The organism is Chromobacterium violaceum ATCC 12472 (genome assembly GCF_000007705.1).
Lineage (GTDB): Bacteria > Pseudomonadota > Gammaproteobacteria > Burkholderiales > Chromobacteriaceae > Chromobacterium > Chromobacterium violaceum.
In genome coordinates, this window is the sequence record NC_005085.1 from 1189551 (window position 1) to 1208286 (window position 18736).

Annotated in this window: 12 protein-coding genes; 6 read left to right on the plus strand and 6 right to left on the minus strand. The window is 66.5% G+C overall.

The window, feature by feature from the left end:
• The first annotated feature begins 23 nt into the window (after positions 1-23).
• The 3 genes from CV_RS05585 to CV_RS05595 all read left to right on the plus strand — a co-directional run bounded on the left by CV_RS05585 (position 24) and on the right by CV_RS05595 (position 5864).
• Positions 24-1073, plus strand: a complete 1050-nt coding sequence (locus CV_RS05585) for a carbonic anhydrase (RefSeq protein ID WP_080508925.1) — start codon at positions 24-26, stop codon at positions 1071-1073.
• A gap of 366 nt (positions 1074-1439) precedes the next feature.
• Complete coding sequence (adhE, locus tag CV_RS05590) at positions 1440-4103, plus strand: bifunctional acetaldehyde-CoA/alcohol dehydrogenase (RefSeq protein WP_011134692.1); 2664 nt, start codon at positions 1440-1442, stop codon at positions 4101-4103.
• A 369-nt stretch (positions 4104-4472) separates the two neighbouring features.
• Positions 4473-5864: an amino acid permease gene (locus CV_RS05595; protein WP_011134693.1), complete on the plus strand. Its 1392-nt coding sequence runs from the start codon at positions 4473-4475 to the stop codon at positions 5862-5864.
• Positions 5865-5910: 46 nt separating this feature from the next.
• Here CV_RS05595 and CV_RS05600 read toward each other — a convergent pair whose 3' ends face one another.
• Positions 5911-6816, minus strand: a complete 906-nt coding sequence (locus CV_RS05600) for a LysR family transcriptional regulator (protein WP_011134694.1) — start codon at positions 6814-6816, stop codon at positions 5911-5913.
• 97 nt (positions 6817-6913) lie between these two features.
• On the opposite strand from CV_RS05600, the gene CV_RS05605 reads away from it, so the two are divergent.
• Positions 6914-7903 carry an aldo/keto reductase gene (locus CV_RS05605; protein WP_011134695.1) on the plus strand — a complete coding sequence of 330 codons (990 nt, stop codon included), beginning with the start codon at positions 6914-6916 and terminating at the stop codon, positions 7901-7903.
• Between the two features lie 14 nt (positions 7904-7917).
• Here CV_RS05605 and CV_RS05610 read toward each other — a convergent pair whose 3' ends face one another.
• Together CV_RS05610 and CV_RS23350 are read right to left on the minus strand one after the other, a co-directional pair.
• Positions 7918-8364, minus strand: coding sequence for a hypothetical protein (locus CV_RS05610; RefSeq protein WP_011134696.1), 447 nt, complete (start codon positions 8362-8364; stop codon positions 7918-7920).
• Between the two features lie 187 nt (positions 8365-8551).
• On the minus strand, positions 8552-8746 hold the full coding sequence (locus CV_RS23350) for a hypothetical protein (protein ID WP_139791242.1): 195 nt from the start codon (positions 8744-8746) through the stop codon (positions 8552-8554).
• Positions 8747-9187: 441 nt separating this feature from the next.
• Between CV_RS23350 and CV_RS22045 the strand changes: the two genes are divergently transcribed.
• Complete coding sequence (locus tag CV_RS22045; protein WP_052278767.1) at positions 9188-10390, plus strand: GGDEF domain-containing protein; 1203 nt, start codon at positions 9188-9190, stop codon at positions 10388-10390.
• On the opposite strand, the gene CV_RS05625 is transcribed toward CV_RS22045, so the two are convergent.
• The 3 genes from CV_RS05625 to mfd all read right to left on the minus strand — a co-directional run bounded on the left by CV_RS05625 (position 10387) and on the right by mfd (position 15184).
• Complete coding sequence (locus tag CV_RS05625; protein WP_218567067.1) at positions 10387-10905, minus strand: DinB family protein; 519 nt, start codon at positions 10903-10905, stop codon at positions 10387-10389. The genes CV_RS22045 and CV_RS05625 overlap by 4 nt on opposite strands.
• A 69-nt stretch (positions 10906-10974) precedes the next feature.
• A complete protein-coding gene (locus tag CV_RS05630; RefSeq protein ID WP_011134700.1) occupies positions 10975-11601 on the minus strand; it encodes a Clp protease ClpP in 627 nt (208 codons plus the stop codon).
• A 190-nt stretch (positions 11602-11791) separates the two neighbouring features.
• Positions 11792-15184 carry a transcription-repair coupling factor gene (gene mfd / locus CV_RS05635; RefSeq protein WP_011134701.1) on the minus strand — a complete coding sequence of 1131 codons (3393 nt, stop codon included), beginning with the start codon at positions 15182-15184 and terminating at the stop codon, positions 11792-11794.
• A gap of 280 nt (positions 15185-15464) precedes the next feature.
• Between mfd and CV_RS05640 the strand changes: the two genes are divergently transcribed.
• On the plus strand, positions 15465-18722 hold the full coding sequence (locus CV_RS05640) for a sensor domain-containing protein (protein WP_147296211.1): 3258 nt from the start codon (positions 15465-15467) through the stop codon (positions 18720-18722).
• Positions 18723-18736: the final 14 nt, after the last annotated feature.

An 18736-nucleotide genomic window follows, 5' to 3' on the forward strand; every position in this document is an offset into this window, starting at 1 on the left:
ATCGTCGGCGGATCGGATCTTGCATGGCGTTGTCCCTGTCGCTGCTTGCCTATCAGGCTGCCGCGGAGGAGGCGCATGGCCAGGAGCAGGTGCAGCAGGTGATCAAGCTGCCGCTGAAGCTGAACAAGCCGCCGCAGGCAGCCGCCGAGCATGGCGCCGCTCCGGCGGCCAAGCCGGCTGAAGCGAAGCCGGCCGAGGCGAAACCAGCGGAAACCAAGCCTGCGGAAGCGGCCAAGCCGGCGGCGGAGGCGGGCAAGAAGCCGGAGCCTGCCAAGGCCGCGCCGGAAAAAATGGAGCCGGGCGTGCAGATGGCCAAGCCGCCGGCGCGGGATCTGAGCCAGCCCAGCCCGGAAGTGCGGGCGCCGGGCAGCAAGCCCCGCGCCGCGCATCGGGCCAAGCCGCGGCGAGCCGCCAAGCCGGCTGAGAAGAAGGCCGTGGGAGAGGCCGGCCAGGTGAAGAGCGTGGTGGGCAGCATCCTCAAGGCCAACAACGCCTACATCGCAAAGCATTCCCCGGGCTACCTGGCCAGGCTGGGCGGGCGCGCCGCGCCGAAGGCGACGGTCGTCACCTGTTCCAGCCCAGGCGGCAGCGTGGGCATGCTGGGCGGCGACGCCGACGCCGAGCTGTTCGTGATCAGCAACCTGGGCAACCAGCTGGCCAGCTCGGAAGGCTCGGTCGAGTACGGCGTGCGCGACCTGCGCACCCCGCTGCTGATGTTCGTCAGCCACACCGGCTGCGGGGCGATCAAGGCGGCGGCCGGCGACTACAGCAATCTGGGCCCGGCGGTGCAGAAGGAGCTCGACAATATCGAGATTCCCAAGGGCATAGACGCCACCAACGGCGCGCTGATCAACATCAACAACCAGGTGGAGGGCGCCATCCTGAAATTCTCCGGCGAGGTGGAGGCCGGCAGGCTGGCGGTGCTGGGCGGCTATTACGACTTCAACAACGACCTGAAGCAGGGCCGCGGCAAGCTGGTGATCACCAATATCAACGGCGAGACCGACCCGGCGCGCATCCGCGAGCTGACCCGCGGCGGCCGCTACTTCCATTACGGTTTCATGGGGCGTTGAGTTCCGGCCGGTAGCATCGCCGTTACAGCGGTTTTCATCAGGACAGTTTCGAGAGCGCCGAACCGGCGCTCTTTTTGCGGGAAAAGCGGAAATTGTTTGGCCATGCGCAAAAACGAATATCCGAAAAGGGATTAGCATGGTCGTGAATCAAGCGAGTCCGGCGCGATGGCCGCTGAAGCCTATGAAATTCATGAAGGTATCGCGTCGAGGATGTAACGGCTCCGCTACAAAGGGTTGGATGGCGTCGTCATCGCGCAGCGGTGATGGATTGGGTTTTTACTGACATTTTTTTCGAATTCGAAAATTTTTAAGCAAAAACGAACAATCAAGCGCTCGGCAATTTCATTTGGTTCTTGGAGAGACAAAATGGCAGTCAGCAATCAAATCGAACTCGACGCCCTGGTGGCCCGCGTCAAGAAGGCCCAGACCGCGTTCGCGCAGTTCACTCAGGAGCAGGTCGACCACATCTTCCGCTGCGCGGCGCTGGCCGCCGCCGACGCCCGCATCCCGCTGGCGCGGATGGCCGTCGCCGAAACCGGCATGGGCGTGATGGAAGACAAGGTGATCAAGAACCACTTCGCCTCCGAGTACATCTACAACAAGTACAAGGACGAGAAGACCTGCGGCGTGCTGTCCGAGGACGACACCTTCGGCACCATCACCATCGCCGAGCCGATCGGCGTGCTGTGCGGCATCGTGCCCACCACCAACCCGACCTCCACCGCCATCTTCAAGGCGCTGATCTCGCTGAAGACCCGCAACGGCATCATCTTCTCGCCGCACCCGCGCGCGCGCCGCTCCACCTGCGAGGCCGCCCGCCTGGTGCTGGAGGCCGCCGTCGCCGCCGGCGCGCCGCAGGACATCATCGGCTGGATCGACGAGCCTTCGGTCGCGCTGTCCAACCAGCTGATGCACCACCCCGACGTCAACCTGATCCTGGCCACCGGCGGCCCGGGCATGGTGAAGGCCGCCTACTCCTCCGGCAAGCCCGCCATCGGCGTCGGCGCCGGCAACACCCCGGCGGTGATAGACGAAACCGCCGACATCAAGCGCGCGGTCGCCTCCATCCTGATGTCCAAGACCTTCGACAACGGCGTGGTGTGCGCGTCCGAGCAGTCGGTGATCATCGTCGACGAGATCTACGACGCGGTGCGCGAGCGCTTCTCCAAGCACGGCGGCTACATCCTGAAGGGGAGCGAAGCCGAGGCGGTGCGCAAGGTGATCCTGCAGGACGGCAGCCTGAACGCCGCCATCGTCGGCCAGAGCGCCGCCAAGATCGCCGCCATGGCCGGCATCGAAGTGCCGCCGACCACCAAAGTGCTGATCGGCGAAGTGACGGAAGTGTCGGAGAAGGAGGCCTTCGCCCACGAAAAGCTGTCGCCGACCCTGGCCATGTACCGCGCCAAGGACTTCCTCGACGCCTGCGACAAGGCCGCCGCGCTGGTGACCATGGGCGGCATCGGCCACACCTCGGCGCTGTATACCGACCAGGACCTGCAGGAAGAACGCGTGCGCTACTTCGGCGACAAGATGAAGACCGCCCGCATCCTGATCAACACCCCGTCCTCGCAAGGCGGCATCGGCGACCTGTACAACTTCAGCCTGGCGCCGTCGCTGACGCTGGGCTGCGGTTCCTGGGGCGGCAACTCCATCTCCGAGAACGTCGGTCCCAAGCACCTGATCAACAAGAAAACCGTCGCCAAGAGGGCTGAAAACATGCTGTGGCACAAGCTGCCGAAGTCCATTTACTTCCGCCGCGGCTGTCTGCCGGTGGCGCTGGAAGACCTGGCCGGCAAGAAACGCTGCCTGATCGTCACCGGCCAGTACCTGTTCGAGAACGGCTTCGTCGACGAGCCGATCCGCCTGCTGAAGAAAATGGGCCTGGAGGTGGAAACCTTCTTCGAAGTGCCCGCCGATCCGACGCTGGCCGTGGTGCGCAAGGGCGCAGAACTGGCCCACGCCTTCAAGCCCGACGTGATCATGGCCATCGGCGGCGGCTCGCCGATGGACGCGGCCAAGATCATGTGGGTGATGTACGAGCATCCGGAAGTGCACTTCGCCGATCTGGCGCTGCGCTTCATGGACATCCGCAAGCGCATCTACCAGTTCCCGAAACTGGGCCAGAAAGCCATGATGGTGGCCGTGCCGACGACCTCGGGCACCGGCTCGGAAGTGACCCCGTTCGCGGTGGTGACCGACGAGGTGACCGGCGTGAAGTACCCGATCGCCGACTACGAGCTGACGCCGAACATGGCCATCGTCGACGCCAACCTGGTGATGAGCATGCCCAAGTCGCTGACCGCCTTCGGCGGCATCGACGCCGTCACCCACGCGCTGGAAGCGTATGTCTCGGTGATGGCCAACGAGTACTCCGACCCGCAGGCGCTGCAGGCCCTGAAACTCTTGAAGGAATACCTGCCGTCGTCCTACCTGAACGGCGCCAACGATCCCAAGGCGCGCGAGCAGGTGCACAACGCCGCCACCATCGCCGGCGTCGCCTTCGCCAACGCCTTCCTGGGCGTCTGCCACTCGATGGCGCACAAGATCGGCGCGGAGTTCGGCCTGGCGCACGGCCTGGCCAACGCGCTCTTGATCAGCAATGTGATCCGCTACAACGCCGCCGACGTGCCGACCAAGCAGACCGCGTTCAGCCAGTACGACCGACCGAAGAGCGTGGCGCGCTACGCCGAGATCGCCCGCCACCTGGGCCTGGAAGCCAGCCGCGACCATCAGCGCGTGGAAAAGCTGATCGAGTGGGTGGACGAGTTGAAGAAGACCCTGGGCATCCCGGCTTCCATCCAGGCCGCGGGCGTCGCCGAGTCCGATTTCCTGGCCAAGGTGGATGAAGTGGCCGAAGCCGCTTTCGACGACCAGTGCACCGGCGCCAACCCGCGCTACCCGCTGATCAGCGAGCTGAAGCAGCTCTTGCTCGACAGCTTCTATGGCCGCCCGTACAAGGAAGCCTGGGAGCGCGACGAGGCCGCCGTGGAAGACAAGCCGGCCAAGGGCAAGTCCAAAGCCAAGGCCTGAGCCGCCGCGCGGCCTGCCGCATCAGCCAAGCCCGGACGCGAGTCCGGGCTTTTTTGTGTCCACAGCTTGCGATGCGTGTCATTCATCTTGACGTGACGAATCGAGAGATTGGCTTTTTGTGTGCTTGATAATGTTCAAGTCTGGTTTTAATGTGCTCGATTATTCATATTGATATGAATATATGTAAAATGCTTTGTCATTAACCGGCGAGAAAAATACGTAAGCGCCGCTGACAAACCGCTTGAGCCAAGCCGCGCCGCCGCAGGCGGCACCGCGAGTCCGACCAGGAGGCGCAGCGCAGGATCAGGGGCTCTGTCGGCGGCGCCAAAACGAGAGCCGGGACTTCAACGCTTACACAAGGAGCAATGCATGCCAGGAGAACAACAGACCCTGCACCGCGGGCTGGAGGAGAGGCATATCAACCTGATGGCGCTGGGCGCCACCATAGGCGTCGGCCTGTTCCTGGGGTCCGCCACCGCGATCAAGATGGCCGGTCCGGCCATCATGCTGGCCTACGGCCTCGGCGGCCTCGCCATTTTCATGATCATGCGCGCGCTGGGCGAGATGGCCATCCACAACCCGGTGGCCGGCTCCTTCAGCCGCTACGCGCAGGACTACCTCGGCCCCTTGGCCGGCTACCTGACCGGCTGGAACTACTGGTTCCTGTGGCTGGTGACCTGCATGGCGGAAATCACCGCCGTCGGCGTCTACATGGGCATCTGGTTTCCGGACGTGCCGTCCTGGTACTGGGCGCTGGCGGCGATGCTGGCGATGGGCGGCGTCAACTTCATCGCGGTCAAGGCCTACGGCGAGTTCGAGTTCTGGTTCGCGTTGATCAAGATTGTCACCATCGTGCTGATGATAGCCGGCGGCTTCGCGATGATAGCCTTCGGCTTCGGCAACCACGGCGTCGCCACCGGCATCTCCAATCTGTGGGCGCACGGCGGTTTCATGCCCAACGGCTTTTCCGGCGTGCTGATGTCGCTGCAGATGGTGATGTTCGCCTACCTGGGGGTGGAAATGCTGGGCCTGACCGCCGGCGAGGCGAAGAATCCGAAGAAGGCGCTGGCGCGCGCGGTGGATTCGGTGTTCTGGCGCATCCTGATCTTCTACGTCGGCGCGCTGTTCGTGATCCTGTCCATCTACCCGTGGAACGAGCTGGGCACCCGCGGCAGCCCCTTCGTGCTCACCTTCGAAAGCATGGGCATTCCCGCCGCCGCCGGCATCATCAACTTCGTGGTGCTGACCGCCGCGCTGTCGTCCTGCAACAGCGGCATCTTCAGCACCGGCCGCATGCTGTTCAACCTGGCGGAGCAGAAGCAGGCCTTGCCCATCTTCGCCCATGTCTCCAAGCGGGGCGTGCCGGTGCCGGCGCTGCTGATGTCGGTCGCCGCGCTGCTGCTGGGCGTGCTGCTGAATTACCTGGCGCCCAAGGAAGTGTTCACCTGGCTGACCGCGATCTCCACCTTCGGCGCGGTATGGACCTGGCTGATCATTCTGCTGGCGCAGCTGCGCTTCCGCCGCTCGCTGTCGGCCGATGAGCTGGCGTCCATCAGCCACCGCATGCCGCTGTGGCCGTACGGCTCCTACCTGACGCTGGGTTTCCTGGCGCTGGTGATCGGCCTGATGGCGTATTTCCCGGACACCCGTGTCGCGCTGATCGTCGGCCCCGGCTGGCTGGTGTTCCTGGTGGCGGCCTATTATCTGCTGGGCTACCACAAGCAGGACGCCGCCTGGCGGCTGGCGCAGCAGTCGCGCTGAGGCTAGAGCCGCCCATTTCATCCAGCCCGCCTCCCGGCGGGCTTTTTCACGCCTGCGGCAGCCCGGCGCGCTCGCGCAGGAAGGCGATCAGCGCCCTGAGCTTGGCCGGCTGCTGCGGTCGATGCGGGTAGTACAGGTACAGCGCCTCGGCCGGCGGCGCGTAGCCGTCCAGCACCACGGCCAGCTTGCCCGCGGCGACCCAGGGCTCGATCAGCGGCTCGGCCAGGTAGGCGAGGCCGGCGCCGCCCAGCGCCGCATGCAGCATCGCCGTGTTGTCGTTGGCGATCAGCGGGCCGTCTACGGCCAGCTGCAGCGGCAGCCCGTCGCGGACGAATTGCCAGCGGTAGTGCTGGCCGCCGCCGAAGCGGTAGCCCAGGCAGGCATGGCCGGCCAGATCCTCGGGGTGCTGCGGCGCGCCGCGGCGGCTCAGGTAGCCGGGCGCGGCGGCGACGACGAAGCGCAGCGGCCGGCTGACCGGCAGCGCCTGCATGCCGGGCTGCAGCGCCTCGCCGAAGCGGACGCCGGCGTCGAAGCGTTGGGCGACGATGTCCACCAGTCCGTTGTTGACGTCCAGCTCCAGCCTGAGCCTGGGATGGCGCGCGGCGAAATCGGCCAGCGCCGGATAGAACAGCAGCTGCGCCGCGGTGTGCGGCAAGGTCACGCGCAGCCGGCCGACGGGCTGGCCTTGGGCCTGGCCGGCTTCGTCCAGCGCGGCGCGGATCTCGTCCAGCGCCGGCGCGAGCCGAGCCAGCAAGGCCTCGCCGGCCTCGGTCGGGGCCACCTGGCGCGTGGTGCGGGTCAGCAGCGGCACGCCCAGCGCCCCTTCCAGCTGGCGCATCGTCTGGCTGAGCGCCGAGGCGCTGACGCCCAGCTCGGCGCCGGCGCGGGTGAAGCTGCGGTGGCGGGCGATCGCGCAGAAAGCCTGCAGCGCCTCTTGCGGGATTTTCGACATTGTGAAGCCTGGCTAAATAATGTTTGTCATTTTCAGCCATTTTTCTACGTAGTGCCAGCGCCTATGCTGAACGCACTTTCACCAAGGGAGCAAGGCAATGCAAAAACGCACGCTGGGCCGTAACGGCCCGCAGGTTTCGGCGCTGGGTCTCGGCTGCATGGGCATGAGCGCTTTCTACGGCCCGCGCGACGACGCCGAGTCGCTGGCGACGCTGGACGCGGCGTTGGACCTGGGGGTCAACTTCCTCGATACCGCCGACATGTACGGTCCTTACAGCAACGAGCGGCTGCTGGCCAGGCTGCTGGCGCGCCGCCGCGGCGAGGTGGTGCTGGCCACCAAGTTCGGCATCGTGATGGATCCGGCCGATCCGGCCCGGCGCGGCGTCAACGGCCGTCCGGACTACGCGCGCAGCAGCTGCGAGGGCAGCCTTAAGCGGCTGGGCGTCGACTGCATCGACCTTTACTACCTGCACCGCGTCGATCCCGAGGTGCCGATAGAGGACACCGTCGGCGCGATGGCGGAGCTGGTCAAGGCGGGCAAGGTGCGCTGGCTGGGCTTGTCGGAGGCTTCCGCCGACACGCTGCGACGCGCCGCCGCCGTCCACCCCATCCATGCGCTGCAGAGCGAATACTCGCTGTGGACGCGGGACCCGGAAGACGGCGTATTGGCCGCTTGCCGCCAGGTCGGCGCCGGCTTCGTCGCCTACAGCCCGCTGGGACGGGGCTTCCTGACCGGCGCGATCAAGAGTCCGGACGATTTCGCCGCTGACGACTTCCGCCGCGGCAACCCGCGCTTCCAGGGCGAGAATTTCCAGCGCAATCTGCGGCTGGTGGACAAGGTGAGGGCGCTGGCCGCCGCCAAGGGCTGCAGCCCGGCGCAGCTGGCGCTGGCCTGGCTGCTGGCGCAGGGGGAAGATATTGTCGCCATTCCCGGCGCGCGCAAGCAGGCAAACCTGCGCGACAACCTGGGCGCGCTGGCGGTCGAACTGGATGCCGGCGATCTGGCCGAGCTGGGCTCGATGTTCGCCGGCGGCCAGGTCAGCGGCCTGCGCTACGCCGCCGAGGTGATGGGCATGGTCAACCGCTGATCCGGCAGCGGCGCTCAGCGCATTCTTTGGTAGGGCAATGGCGGCAGCAGCTGCATGGGGATGGCGCGTTGCTTGCCATCGGCCCCGGGCGGCGCCATGCCTGGCTGCAGCGAGGGCAGTAGGCCAGGCTGTGCGGGATGAGGAGAAAAGCCGCTGTTTCGCGGCTGTAACTGAACCGGGCCTGATTCGCTCAGCGATTTACTGATCGAAAAGCTGTCCGCGAAACGGGGGGAACCGCGAGCGTCCGCGTAAGGAGGTACTGGCTTGACTTCGATGAGCGGGCGCTCCAGGTTTTCCAGTCGGATGCGGGGCTCGACGTTCAAGGGAGCGGCTTTCGCTTTCATCTGGACGCGAGGCTTTGGCTGCTCGTGCTGGGTCGCGAATTCATAGGAGGGAAGCGGTGCCGCCGCCAGGGACGCGCTGCAAAGCGCCAATGGCAGCAGGAGGGCGTGTGGGCGCATCTTGATTCCTGCGTGGATGGGCCGCGCGGGGCGGCGGGTGTTGCGTGGATGGCGTGGCTGGCGCGTTTCGCGGCGAAAACGCGTGGCTGGCTTGGACAGAAGCGTCGCATAGGCGCTGTCCTGAATAGATAGAGCATTCTACCTAAATGGCGGGGCAGCGACAAGCGGAATGCCCGCGCTTGGCGCCTTACCGCTTCGCGCGCTCCTGCATCAGCTTGATGGTTGCCGCGTCGAATTTGGGCGCGATATGCGGCGGCGGCTGAAAACGGTTTGGCCGTTTGCGTCTCTTTTGCTCCAGCGCCCAACTGGGCGGAGGCGGGACATCGAAGTCCGGCAGCTGCAATTTGGCTTCCGCGCGCAGCGGGCGGCGCGGCAAGCTCATGTCCGGGCGCGTTTTCTCGCTTTCCGGCGTCAGGGCGAAAGCATAGGAAGGGAGCGGGGCCGCCGCCGGCGCGTTGGATAGCGCCAAGGGCAGCAGGAAAAGGCGTAAGCGCATCTTGATACCTGCGGAAAAGGCCGAGTGGCCCGATGTTGCATGGAGCGGTGGCTGGCGCGATCCGATGGGAACGCGTGGCTGAAGATACAGAGCCGGCGAAGTGCCTTCTCTGAAAGATAGAGTATTCTACCTAACTATATCTGTAACGACAATTATGTAGACTGATTGATCGTTGCGGGCGGCCCGCGGCGCGGCTACGATGATGCGAAAGACATGACGCGATCGTACTGGCGCAGCGCAGTTCTGCTATGGTGTCGGCGTTTTGTCCGCGGAGCAGGGCGACATTCGCTCTGGCAGCCGCCTGACCCATACCGCAAGCCGCTTTCCATGCCCATTGTGTCCGTACATACTCCCAGCATCCTTGACTTCAAGGCTACGCTGATCAGCAATGCCGGTTATTCGCTGGTGCTGACCGCGGTTCTGCTGTTGACCTGGTTCAGTGGACGGCGGGAGCGCGCGCTGCTTACCTTGGGCATCGCCGGCCTGCTGAGCGATCTGGGTTTCCTGATCAATGTCTTGCCGCTAGGGCTGTCGGGTTGGCAGCAGTTGCAGCTGACCAATTACCTGTTGTTGGCGTTCTGTCCGCTAGCGGTGATCTGCACGCGTCAGTTGCACGGCTTGCCCAGCGGTTGGCGGGGCTGTTTCGCGCTCTGGCTGTTGCAACTGCTGGCTTATCGTTACTGGGCGGGGCCTGACGATTTCGCGGCCAGGGTGCAAGTCGTGGCCGGCTTCTCGATGCTGTTCTGGATGTTATCGGTTTGGGCGTTCTGGCGGTTCAGGCACGCCTACCGGGGCATAGGGCATTGGATTGCCGGACTGTTCGCGCTGCTGCAGGCCCTGGTGTCCCTCGCCAGGGTTTGGTACGGCTGGCATGTCGGAGGGCGTTACGATCAAGACGGCATCCTGTTCAACGCGTTGGCGTCCCAGGCTCTGTTTTGGCTCGGATACAGCTTCAGCCTCTGCGTGTTGCTGATCAGCTATGAGCAGCTGTTGCTGCAAGTCCGCCAGCAGGCGCAGCAGGATGGTCTGACCCAGCTGTACAACCATCGGACCTTCCACGAGCAGGCCGCGGCCATGTTCGCCAGGGCGCAGCGCGCGGGAGACGCGTTGGCGCTGTTGCTGATAGACCTCGACCATTTCAAGGAGGTCAACGACCGTTACGGCCACCAGGCGGGCGACGAAGTGCTGCGCCAGCTGGCCGACTGCCTGCGCGCCGAGTCCCGCCAGGGCGATCTGCTGGGGCGGCACGGCGGAGAGGAGTTCGTGGTGATGCTGCCGCAGGCCAGCCGGGTGGAGGCGGGCAATGTGGCGGACCGGCTGCGGCAGGCCATCGTCAATCTGGAGCCCAAGGTGGGCGAATTGCGTTTGCCCATCAGCGCCAGCATAGGCGTGGCCTGCCTGAGGCCGCCGGAGCACGACAGCCTGGCCAGCCTGTTTCTGGAGGCCGACCTGCTGCTGTACCAGGCCAAGCGCAAGGGCCGCAACCGGGTGGAGATAGCGCGCGAGGCCGAGCCGGCGCTGCAGCGCTAGCGGGCGACGTCTTCCTCCCGATGCGCGTCCCGCAGGTAGACCGGGAGATCGGTCGTCGGCGGCGTGGCCGGGATCTGGTACAGCATGTCGGCGACGAAGCCGCGGTGGTAGTTCTTGTGATTGACGATGTGCAGCAGCATGTCGCCGCGCCGCATGCGGCCGCGTCCGCCGTCGACGAAGGCGAAGTCCACCTCCTGCTCGTATTCGGCCACATCCAGGCGGTCGGCGTAATCGATGTACCAGCCGTCCAGCTCCGCCTGCGCCCGAGCCAGTTGCGCGAGGCGGGGCGTGTCCGGCGTGTTGCGGCCGCTGTAGCCGTGCGGGCGGGCCAGCAGATGGCCCTGCCAGATGCGGTCCACCACCAGATTGTGGTTCAGCGTCGACAGCACGTTGCCGAACACGGTGGCGCGCGCCTTGAGCAATTCCTCTTCCGGCAGCGCGGCCAGCGCGTCGAACAGGCGGCGGTTGGCCCAGGCGCTGTAGCGGGCCAGCATGCGGATATCGCGCAATGACATCTCAGAATTGTCCATGTTTTGACGATGTCATTTTATCGGCGCGCCGCCTTGCCGGCAATGCCCATCCCGCTAACCGCGGGGTTCGGCTGCGCCGCCCTTCTTGCCCGGCTTGCGCGCCGTCACCGCCGGCGCGCCTTTCTGGATGTTGTTCAGCCGGCGCCGGATGCCGTCGCTGTCCAGCCAGATGTCCTCGCCTTTCAGGATGCGGTCCAGTTCCTCGTCGGTGAGGAAGGGGCGGCAGACGTGGCGCATCACCTTCTCGAACCACTTGCCGCTGGCCGCCACCTGCGCCTGCTGCTCGTTGCCCTTGCCGATCAGCGCCGACGAATAGTTGTGGAACATCAGTTGGCAGGTGTCGTGCACCACGAGCTCGTCGCCGGCGAGGAAGATCAGCGCGCCCATCGAATACGCCCGCGCCTCCAGGATGGTGACCACGTGGGCTTGGCTGGCGGTGATGTTGTTGATGATCTGCAGGCCGGCGTCGAAATTGCCGCCGGGGGTGTTCAGGTGCAGGTAGACGATGTCGGTGCTGCTGGCGGTGCGCAGCGTGTACAGGAGATCGGTGTAGTGGATGGCGGCACCGATCTCCTCGGACAGATAAAACGATATCTGCCGCACCGTGCCCTGGGTTTCGTATTGGCGGTACAGCGGGACGGGCTTGTCGTCGTCGTCGGTTTCGGCGTTGCGGCGGGGCATGGCGGCTCCTCGTTGTACTGGTCTTTCCAATCTAGCCCCGCAGCGGGGGGCTTGCCTTGCAATGGGGCAAGTTGGGGGGAGGGAAGGAATCCGCGTAGCGGATTCATCAGAAGAGATTGCGCGGATAGGAGAATGGCCAGCTCAATCGAGCCGGCCGTTCATTAGCGGCACGGATGGAAATCAAGCCAGCCTAGGCGCTCAACTCCTTCAACACCTCCTTCACCTTCACGATCCGCTGTGCCACCTCCGGCAGCGCCTGCTCGACGCGCAGCTTGTCTTGCCCGGCCAGGCGGTAATGCTTTTTGCTCTGGATCAGCATGATGATTTTCACCGGGTCGATCGGCGGGTTCTTGATGAAGGTGATCTGCACCGCCACCTCGCTGGCGTCCAGCTTCTGCACGCCCAGCTCCTTGGCGACGAGGCGCAGGCGGTGGCTTTCGATCAGCGTCTTCACGCTCTGCGGCGGCAGGCCGAAGCGGTCGATCAGCTCTTCGTGGATATCGTCGATCTCGGCCTCGGTCTCGCAACTGGCCAGGCGCTTGTAGATCAGCAGCCGCTCGTGAACGTCCGGGCAATAGCCATCCGGCAGCAGCGCCGGGCTGTGCAGATTGATCTCGGTGGTGACGCCCAAGGGCGCGTCCAGGTCCGGCGCGCGGCCCTTTTTCAGATCGCGCACCGCCTGCTTCAGCATCTCGGTGAACAGGCTGAAGCCCACTTCCTGCATTTCGCCGGATTGGCCTTCGCCCAGCACCTCGCCGGCGCCGCGGATTTCCAGATCGTGCATCGCCAGGTAGAAGCCCGCGCCCAGCTCGCCGGACAGCTGGATGGCTTCCAGACGCTTCTGCGCGTCGCGGGTCATGCCGTCCGGGGTCAGCAGATAAGCATAGGCCTGGTGGTGCGAGCGGCCGACGCGGCCGCGCAGCTGGTGCAGCTGCGCCAGGCCGAACTTGTCGGCGCGGTTGATCAGGATGGTGTTGGCGTTGGGGATGTCGATGCCGGTTTCGATGATGGTGGAGCACAGCAGCAGATTGAAGCGCTGCTGCAGGAAGTCGCGCATCACCTGTTCCAGCTCGCGTTCGCGCAGCTGGCCGTGGGCGACGCCGATGCGCGCCTCCGGGATCAGCTCTGCCAGCTTTTCGCGCATGTTTTCGATGGTGTCGACCTCGTTGTGCAGGAAGAACACCTGGCCGCCGCGTTTCAGCTCGCGCAGCACCGCCTCGCGCACCACGCCGTTGCTCAAGGGGCTGACGAAGGTCTTCACCGCCAGCCGGCGCGACGGCGCGGTGGCGATGGCGGAGAAGTCGCGCAGGCCTTCCAGCGCCATCGACAGCGTGCGCGGGATCGGCGTCGCGGTCAGCGTCAGCACATCGACATTGGCGCGCAGGCGCTTCAGCTGCTCTTTCTGCCGCACGCCGAAGCGGTGCTCCTCGTCGATGATCACCAGGCCCAGGTTCTTGAACGCCACGTCCGGCTGCACCAGCTTGTGGGTGCCGATGACGATGTCGACGCCGCCGTCGGCCAGGCCGGCGAGCGCAGCCTTGGTTTCCTTGCCGCTACGGAAGCGCGACAGCTCGGCGATGCGCACCGGCCAGTCGGCGAAGCGGTCGGAGAAGTTCTGGAAGTGCTGCTCGGCCAGCAGCGTGGTGGGCACCAGCACCGCCACCTGCTTGCCGCCCATCACGGCGACGAAGGCGGCGCGCAGCGCCACTTCGGTCTTGCCGAAGCCGACATCGCCGCAGACCAGCCGGTCCATCGGCTTGCCGGAGCACATGTCCTGGATCACCGCCTCGATCGCGGTGGCCTGGTCCGGCGTCTCCTCGAAGCCGAAGCCGGCGGCGAAGGCGGCGTAGTCGGCGTGGGACAGGGTAAAGCTGTGGCCTTCGCGCGCCGCGCGCTGCGCGTACAGGTTCAGCAGCTCGGCCGCGGTGTCGCGCGCCTTCTCGGCGGCCCGCTTTTTCGCCTTTTCCCAGGCCGGGTTGCCCAGCTTGTGCAGCTGGATGTCGTCGGTGGCGCCGCCGGCGTAGCGGGAGATCAGCTGCAGCTGCGACACCGGCACGTACAGCGTGGCGCCGTCGGCGTACTCCAGCTGCATCAGTTCGGTTTCGCCCTCGCCCAGGTCCATGGTCACCAGGCCGACGTAGCGGCCGATGCCGTGGGCCTCGTGCACCACCGGGTCGCCGGCCTTGACCTCGGCCAGGTCGCGCAGCATCGCGTCCGAGCCGGCGCGGCCGGCCTTGCGGCGGGTGTGGCTGCGGGCGACGTGCTGGTAGAGCTCGCTTTCGGTGACGACGGCGATGGCCGGATCGGCCAGCATGAAGCCGGAGTAGAGCGGGGCGACGGCCAGCGCCAGCGCTGCCTTGCCGCCGGCGAAATCGGCCCAGCTGTCAACCGGCGTCGGCTTGATGCCGTTTTCGGCCAGGAAGGCCAGCATGGTTTCGCGCCTGCCCAGGCTTTCCGCCGCCAGCAGCACGCGTTTGCCGCCGCTGGCGATGAAGCGCTGCAGCTTGTGCAGCGGCGCCTCGGCGCGGCGGTCCACCGCCAGCTCCGGCAGCGCGGCGCCGGTTTCGCCGTCGCCGGCGAATTCGATGCGGGCATAGGGCTTGAGCCGGGCCATCAGTTCGTCCGGGCGCAGGAAGATGTCGGCCGGCGCCAGCACCGGGCGGTCGACGTCGCCGCGCGCCATGTCGTAGCGGCTTTGCGCGTCGCGCCAGAAGGTTTCCGCCGCCGCCTGCACGTCGTGGTGCTGCACCACCAGCGCGTCGTCGCCGACGTAGTCGAACAGCGTCGCGGTTTCGTCGAAGAACAGCGGCAGGTAGTACTCGATGCCGGCTGGCCACAGGCCCTGCGACACGTCTTTGTAGACGCGGCTCTTGCTCGGATCGCCTTCCATCTTCTCGCGGTAGCGCTGGCGGAAGGCGGTGACGCCGCTCTCGTCGGCCGGATACTCGCGCGCCGGCAGCATGCGCACTTCGGGCACCGGGTACAGCGTGCGCTGGGTGTCGGGGTCGAAGGTCTTCAGGCTGTCGATCTCGGCATCGAACAGGTCGATCCGGTACGGCAGCGGCGAACCCATCGGGTACAGGTCGATCAGGCTGCCGCGCACCGAGAATTCGCCCGGCGCCATCACCTGGGTGACGTGCTGGTAGCCGGCGGTGACCATGTCGCCGCGCAGCTTTTCCACGTCCAGCTGCTGGCCGGTTTTCAGGAAGAAGGTGCGGCCCAGCAGGTAGCTCACCGGCGCCAGCCGGCCCAGCGCGGTGCTGACCGGCGCGATCACCACCTGGCATTCGCGCTGGCGGATCTGCCATAAGGTGGCCAGCCGCTCGCTGACCAGGTCGCCGTGCGGAGAGAAGTGGTCGTAGGGCAGCGTTTCCCAGTCGGGAAACAGCGCGATGGAGAGATCGGGCGCGAAGAACGGCAGTTCGGCCTTCAGCCGCTGCGCGGCCTGGGCGTCGGCGGCCAGGATCAGCAGCGGGCGGCGCTGCTTGGCCAGCGCGGCGATGGCGTGGCTGTCCAGGCCGTCCGGCAGACGGCCGCATCGGGTTTTCTGGCCGGCGGGTGGCAGGTGTGTGAGCGTATCCAACTTGGTCGGGCTTCTGTGCGGAGTTGTGCTTGTCGCGATTATAACAGTGCGCCGCGCGGCCTTAAGGCTTTGGCGGCGAACGGCGCTAGCCGGCGCGGGGATTCCCGGCTATCGTATGCGTTTGCTTCAAGCCTATTTTACTTTTGCATGAAGAAAATAGGCTATTGATGCGAATCAGATATCAAAAAAAATAATAGACAAGTCTCCGCTGCCGCCCAGGGCGCCGGAGTCGAGATGGAGCAAGATCCGGCCAACCGGACGACAGGAAGAGGATGGGAGCGTGAGAGCCACACCTAGGGTGGAGGAGTTGTTGGTTTTCCTGGGCTTTGTCGCCAGCGTGGCCTTGTGGCCGCGCGGTCCGCACGCGGCATTGTCTCTGGCGAGTTTCGCGCCGCACGGCCTGCTGTGCTGGCAATTGCTGGCGCGCGAGCCGCGCCGCTGCTGGTGGTGGCCGCTGGCGGCGGGCAGCGCGGCGGCGGCGTGGATGCCGCCGCTGTGGGCGTTGCTGATGGCGGCGTCCTTGTATCTGATCCGGCCGGGCCTGCGCCTGGGCGGGCTGCTGGCCGGCCTGGAGCGGCCCGGCACGCCGCAGCAGCTGCGCCACCTGCTGCTGGCGCTGATCTTCTATCCTGCGCTGGCCGCGGCGCTGTTGCCGGGCGGCTACGCCTGGGCGGCAGGCGGGCTTTCCGGCAACCCCTGGCCCTGGACCTGGCAATGCTGGGCGGCGCTGGCTTCGGCCCTGTTCCTGTGCGCGCCGCTGGCCTTGCCGGCCGGGCGCCCGCTGCCGCTGCCGCTGCGCCTGGAGCTGGCGTTGATCCTGCTGCTGTCGGCCGGCGGCGTCGGCCTGCTGCTGGCGGTCGGCGAGCCGCCCGGCGTGCCCAGCCAGCTGCTGTTTTTCCCCCTGATCTTGTGGGCGGCCTGCCGCACCGGCCTTGGCGGCGCGGCGCTGACGTCCGGCATGGTGTCGCTGCTGTTGTCGCTGGCGGCGCTGCCGCCGGCCGGCCTGGTGCGCGCGGGCATGGGCAGCGCCGCCACCGACCTCCTGCTGGCGCTGGCGCTGAACGTGTCGGGCATGCTGGTGGCCATCCTGATGGACGGCCATCGCGCCGACGGCGAGGCGCTGAGGGTGTTCCGCGCCCGCATCGCCTCCCTGGTCAACCACAGCCCCACCATGATGTCGCTGAAGGACATGGACGGCCGCTACCTGCTGGTCAACGCCGCTTACGCGCGCCGGGTCGGCGTGTCGGCGGAGTCGCTGCTGGGCCGCAGGCCGGAGGACGTGTTCGACGCCGAGGACGCGCGGCAGATACGCGAGCAGGACCAGCAGGTGCTGAACCTGCTGTCGCCGCGCCAGTTCGACGAGCATTTCGTGCTCAACGGCGTGGAAACCTATTTGCTGGCGTCCAAGTTTCCCTTGTTCGACGCCGACGGCCGGCCGGCCGGCGTCGGCAGCGTCGACACCGACATCACCCAGGCCCGGCAGGAGCAGAAGGCCAAGCGCGAGGCGGAGGACCGCTACCTGGCGCTGGTCGAGCAGTCGCTGGTCGGCATCTACATCATGCAGGACGAGAAGCTGGCCTACGTCAATCCCAAGCTGGCCGAGATCATGGGCTACCAGCCGGAGGAGATGGAGGGCATGACCATGCCGCAGCTGCTGGTGCCGGGCGAAGCCGAGCGGCTGCGGCAGCAACTGCTGCGCCGCTTCCGCGACAATATCTCGGTGATGCATTACGCCACCCGCGGCCTGCGCAAGGACGGCGTGCTGGTGGACATGGAGGTGCACAGCCGCCTGTTCGAGCTGAACGGCCGCAAGGCGGTGATAGGCGTGGTGATGGACATCTCCGAGCGCCTGCTGGCCGACACCAACCTCAGGCTGGCGGCCAAGGTGTTCGAGAACTCGGCCGAAGGCATCCTGATTCTGGACGCCGGCGCGCGCATCATCGCCGTCAACGACGCCTTCACCCGCATCACCGGTTACGCCGAGGAGGAGGCGCTGGGCAAGGCGTCGCGCATCTTCAGCGCGGAGCAACAGGCGCGGGCGGCGATGCAGCAGGCGCTGGCCGATTGCGGCCACTGGCAAGGCGAGATGCTGGACCGGCGCAAGGGCGGCCAGTGGTATCCGGCCGAGCTGTCGATCTCGGCGCTGCGCGACGAGGACGGGCTGCTGTCCAATTACGTCGCGGTGTTCTCCGACATCACCCAGCGCAAGGAAGCCGAGGAGCGGCTGCAGTTCCTCGCCAACCACGATCCGCTGACCCGGCTGCCCAACCGCAGCCGCCTGACCGCCAGCCTGGACGAGGCGCTGACGCGGATGGACGGCGAGGACGGCCGGCTGGCGGTGATGTTCATCGACCTGGACCGCTTCAAGCTGATCAACGATTCCTTCGGCCACCAGGTGGGCGACCAGCTGCTGTGCGAGATCGCCATCCGCCTGTCGCGGGTGGTGGGCGAGCGCGGCATGCTGGCGCGCCTGGGCGGCGACGAGTTCACGCTGCTGATGAGCGGCTTCGACAGCCACCACCAGCTGGCCGACATGGCGTCCGACATCCTGGCGGCGCTGGGCAAGCCGCTGTGCCTGGAGGCGCACGAGGTGTTCATCACCGGCAGCATAGGCATCAGCGTGTTTCCGCACGACGGCCGCGACGCGCGCACGCTGCTGAAGAACGCCGACGTGGCGATGTACCGCGCCAAGGAGGCGGGCAAGAACACCTACCAGTTCTTCGACATCGGCATGAACACCCAGACCTTCGAGCGGCTGCTGCTGGAAAACGGCCTGCGGATGGCGCTGGAGCGGCACGAGTTCGAGCTGCATTACCAGCCGCAGCTGAGCGCGGGCGAGCGGGCGCTGGCCGGCGCCGAGGCGCTGCTGCGCTGGCGCCATCCGCAGCTGGGCCTGGTGCCGCCGGCGCGCTTCATCGCGCTGGCCGAGGAAACCGGCCTGATCAAGCCGATAGGCGACTGGGTGCTGCGCGAGGCCTGCCGCCAGCTGGCGGCCTGGGACGCCCAGGGGCTGCGGGTGCCCAGGCTGGCGGTGAACCTGTCGCCGCGCCAGTTCGGCCAGCCTTCGCTGCCGGCCAAGGTGGCTGGCGCGCTGCAGGCCGCCGGCCTCGCCGCCGGGCGGCTGGAGCTGGAAATCACCGAGAGCATGATCATGCAGAGCCCGACCGAGGCGGTGAGCCTGCTGTCGGAGCTGAAGTCGCTGGGCGTATGGCTGTCCATCGACGATTTCGGCACCGGCTACTCGTCGCTGTCCCACCTGAAGCGCTTCCCGCTGGACACGCTGAAGATAGACCAGTCCTTCGTCGAGGGGCTGCCGGACGACGACGACAACGCCGCCATCGCCGAAGCCATCCTGGCCATGGCCAAGAAGCTGAAATTCCAGGTGGTGGCCGAAGGGGTGGAAAGCGAGGAGCAGGCGGCCTTCCTGGAGGGCAAGGGCTGCCATGTGCTGCAGGGCTATCATTTCGGCCGGCCGCTGCCGGCCGGCGAGTTCGCCGCGCTGGCGGCAGGCTGGCGGCGCGAGGCCGAGCCGGCCTAGTTGACGCCGAGGCT

What these genes read in the sequence shown, in the direction of transcription:
- CV_RS05600 (WP_011134694.1), bottom strand. Translation starts at nt 6,816, where the DNA reads ATGTCGAAAATCCCGCAAGAGGCGCTGCAGGCTTTCTGCGCGATCGCC.
- CV_RS05630 (WP_011134700.1), bottom strand. Translation starts at nt 11,601, where the DNA reads ATGCCCCGCCGCAACGCCGAAACCGACGACGACGACAAGCCCGTCCCG.
- CV_RS05625 (WP_218567067.1), bottom strand. Translation starts at nt 10,905, where the DNA reads ATGTCATTGCGCGATATCCGCATGCTGGCCCGCTACAGCGCCTGGGCC.
- CV_RS05610 (WP_011134696.1), bottom strand. Translation starts at nt 8,364, where the DNA reads ATGCGCCCACACGCCCTCCTGCTGCCATTGGCGCTTTGCAGCGCGTCC.
- adhE (WP_011134692.1), top strand. Translation starts at nt 1,440, where the DNA reads ATGGCAGTCAGCAATCAAATCGAACTCGACGCCCTGGTGGCCCGCGTC.
- CV_RS05585 (WP_080508925.1), top strand. Translation starts at nt 24, where the DNA reads ATGGCGTTGTCCCTGTCGCTGCTTGCCTATCAGGCTGCCGCGGAGGAG.
- CV_RS23350 (WP_139791242.1), bottom strand. Translation starts at nt 8,746, where the DNA reads ATGAGCTTGCCGCGCCGCCCGCTGCGCGCGGAAGCCAAATTGCAGCTG.
- CV_RS05605 (WP_011134695.1), top strand. Translation starts at nt 6,914, where the DNA reads ATGCAAAAACGCACGCTGGGCCGTAACGGCCCGCAGGTTTCGGCGCTG.
- CV_RS22045 (WP_052278767.1), top strand. Translation starts at nt 9,188, where the DNA reads ATGCCCATTGTGTCCGTACATACTCCCAGCATCCTTGACTTCAAGGCT.
- CV_RS05595 (WP_011134693.1), top strand. Translation starts at nt 4,473, where the DNA reads ATGCCAGGAGAACAACAGACCCTGCACCGCGGGCTGGAGGAGAGGCAT.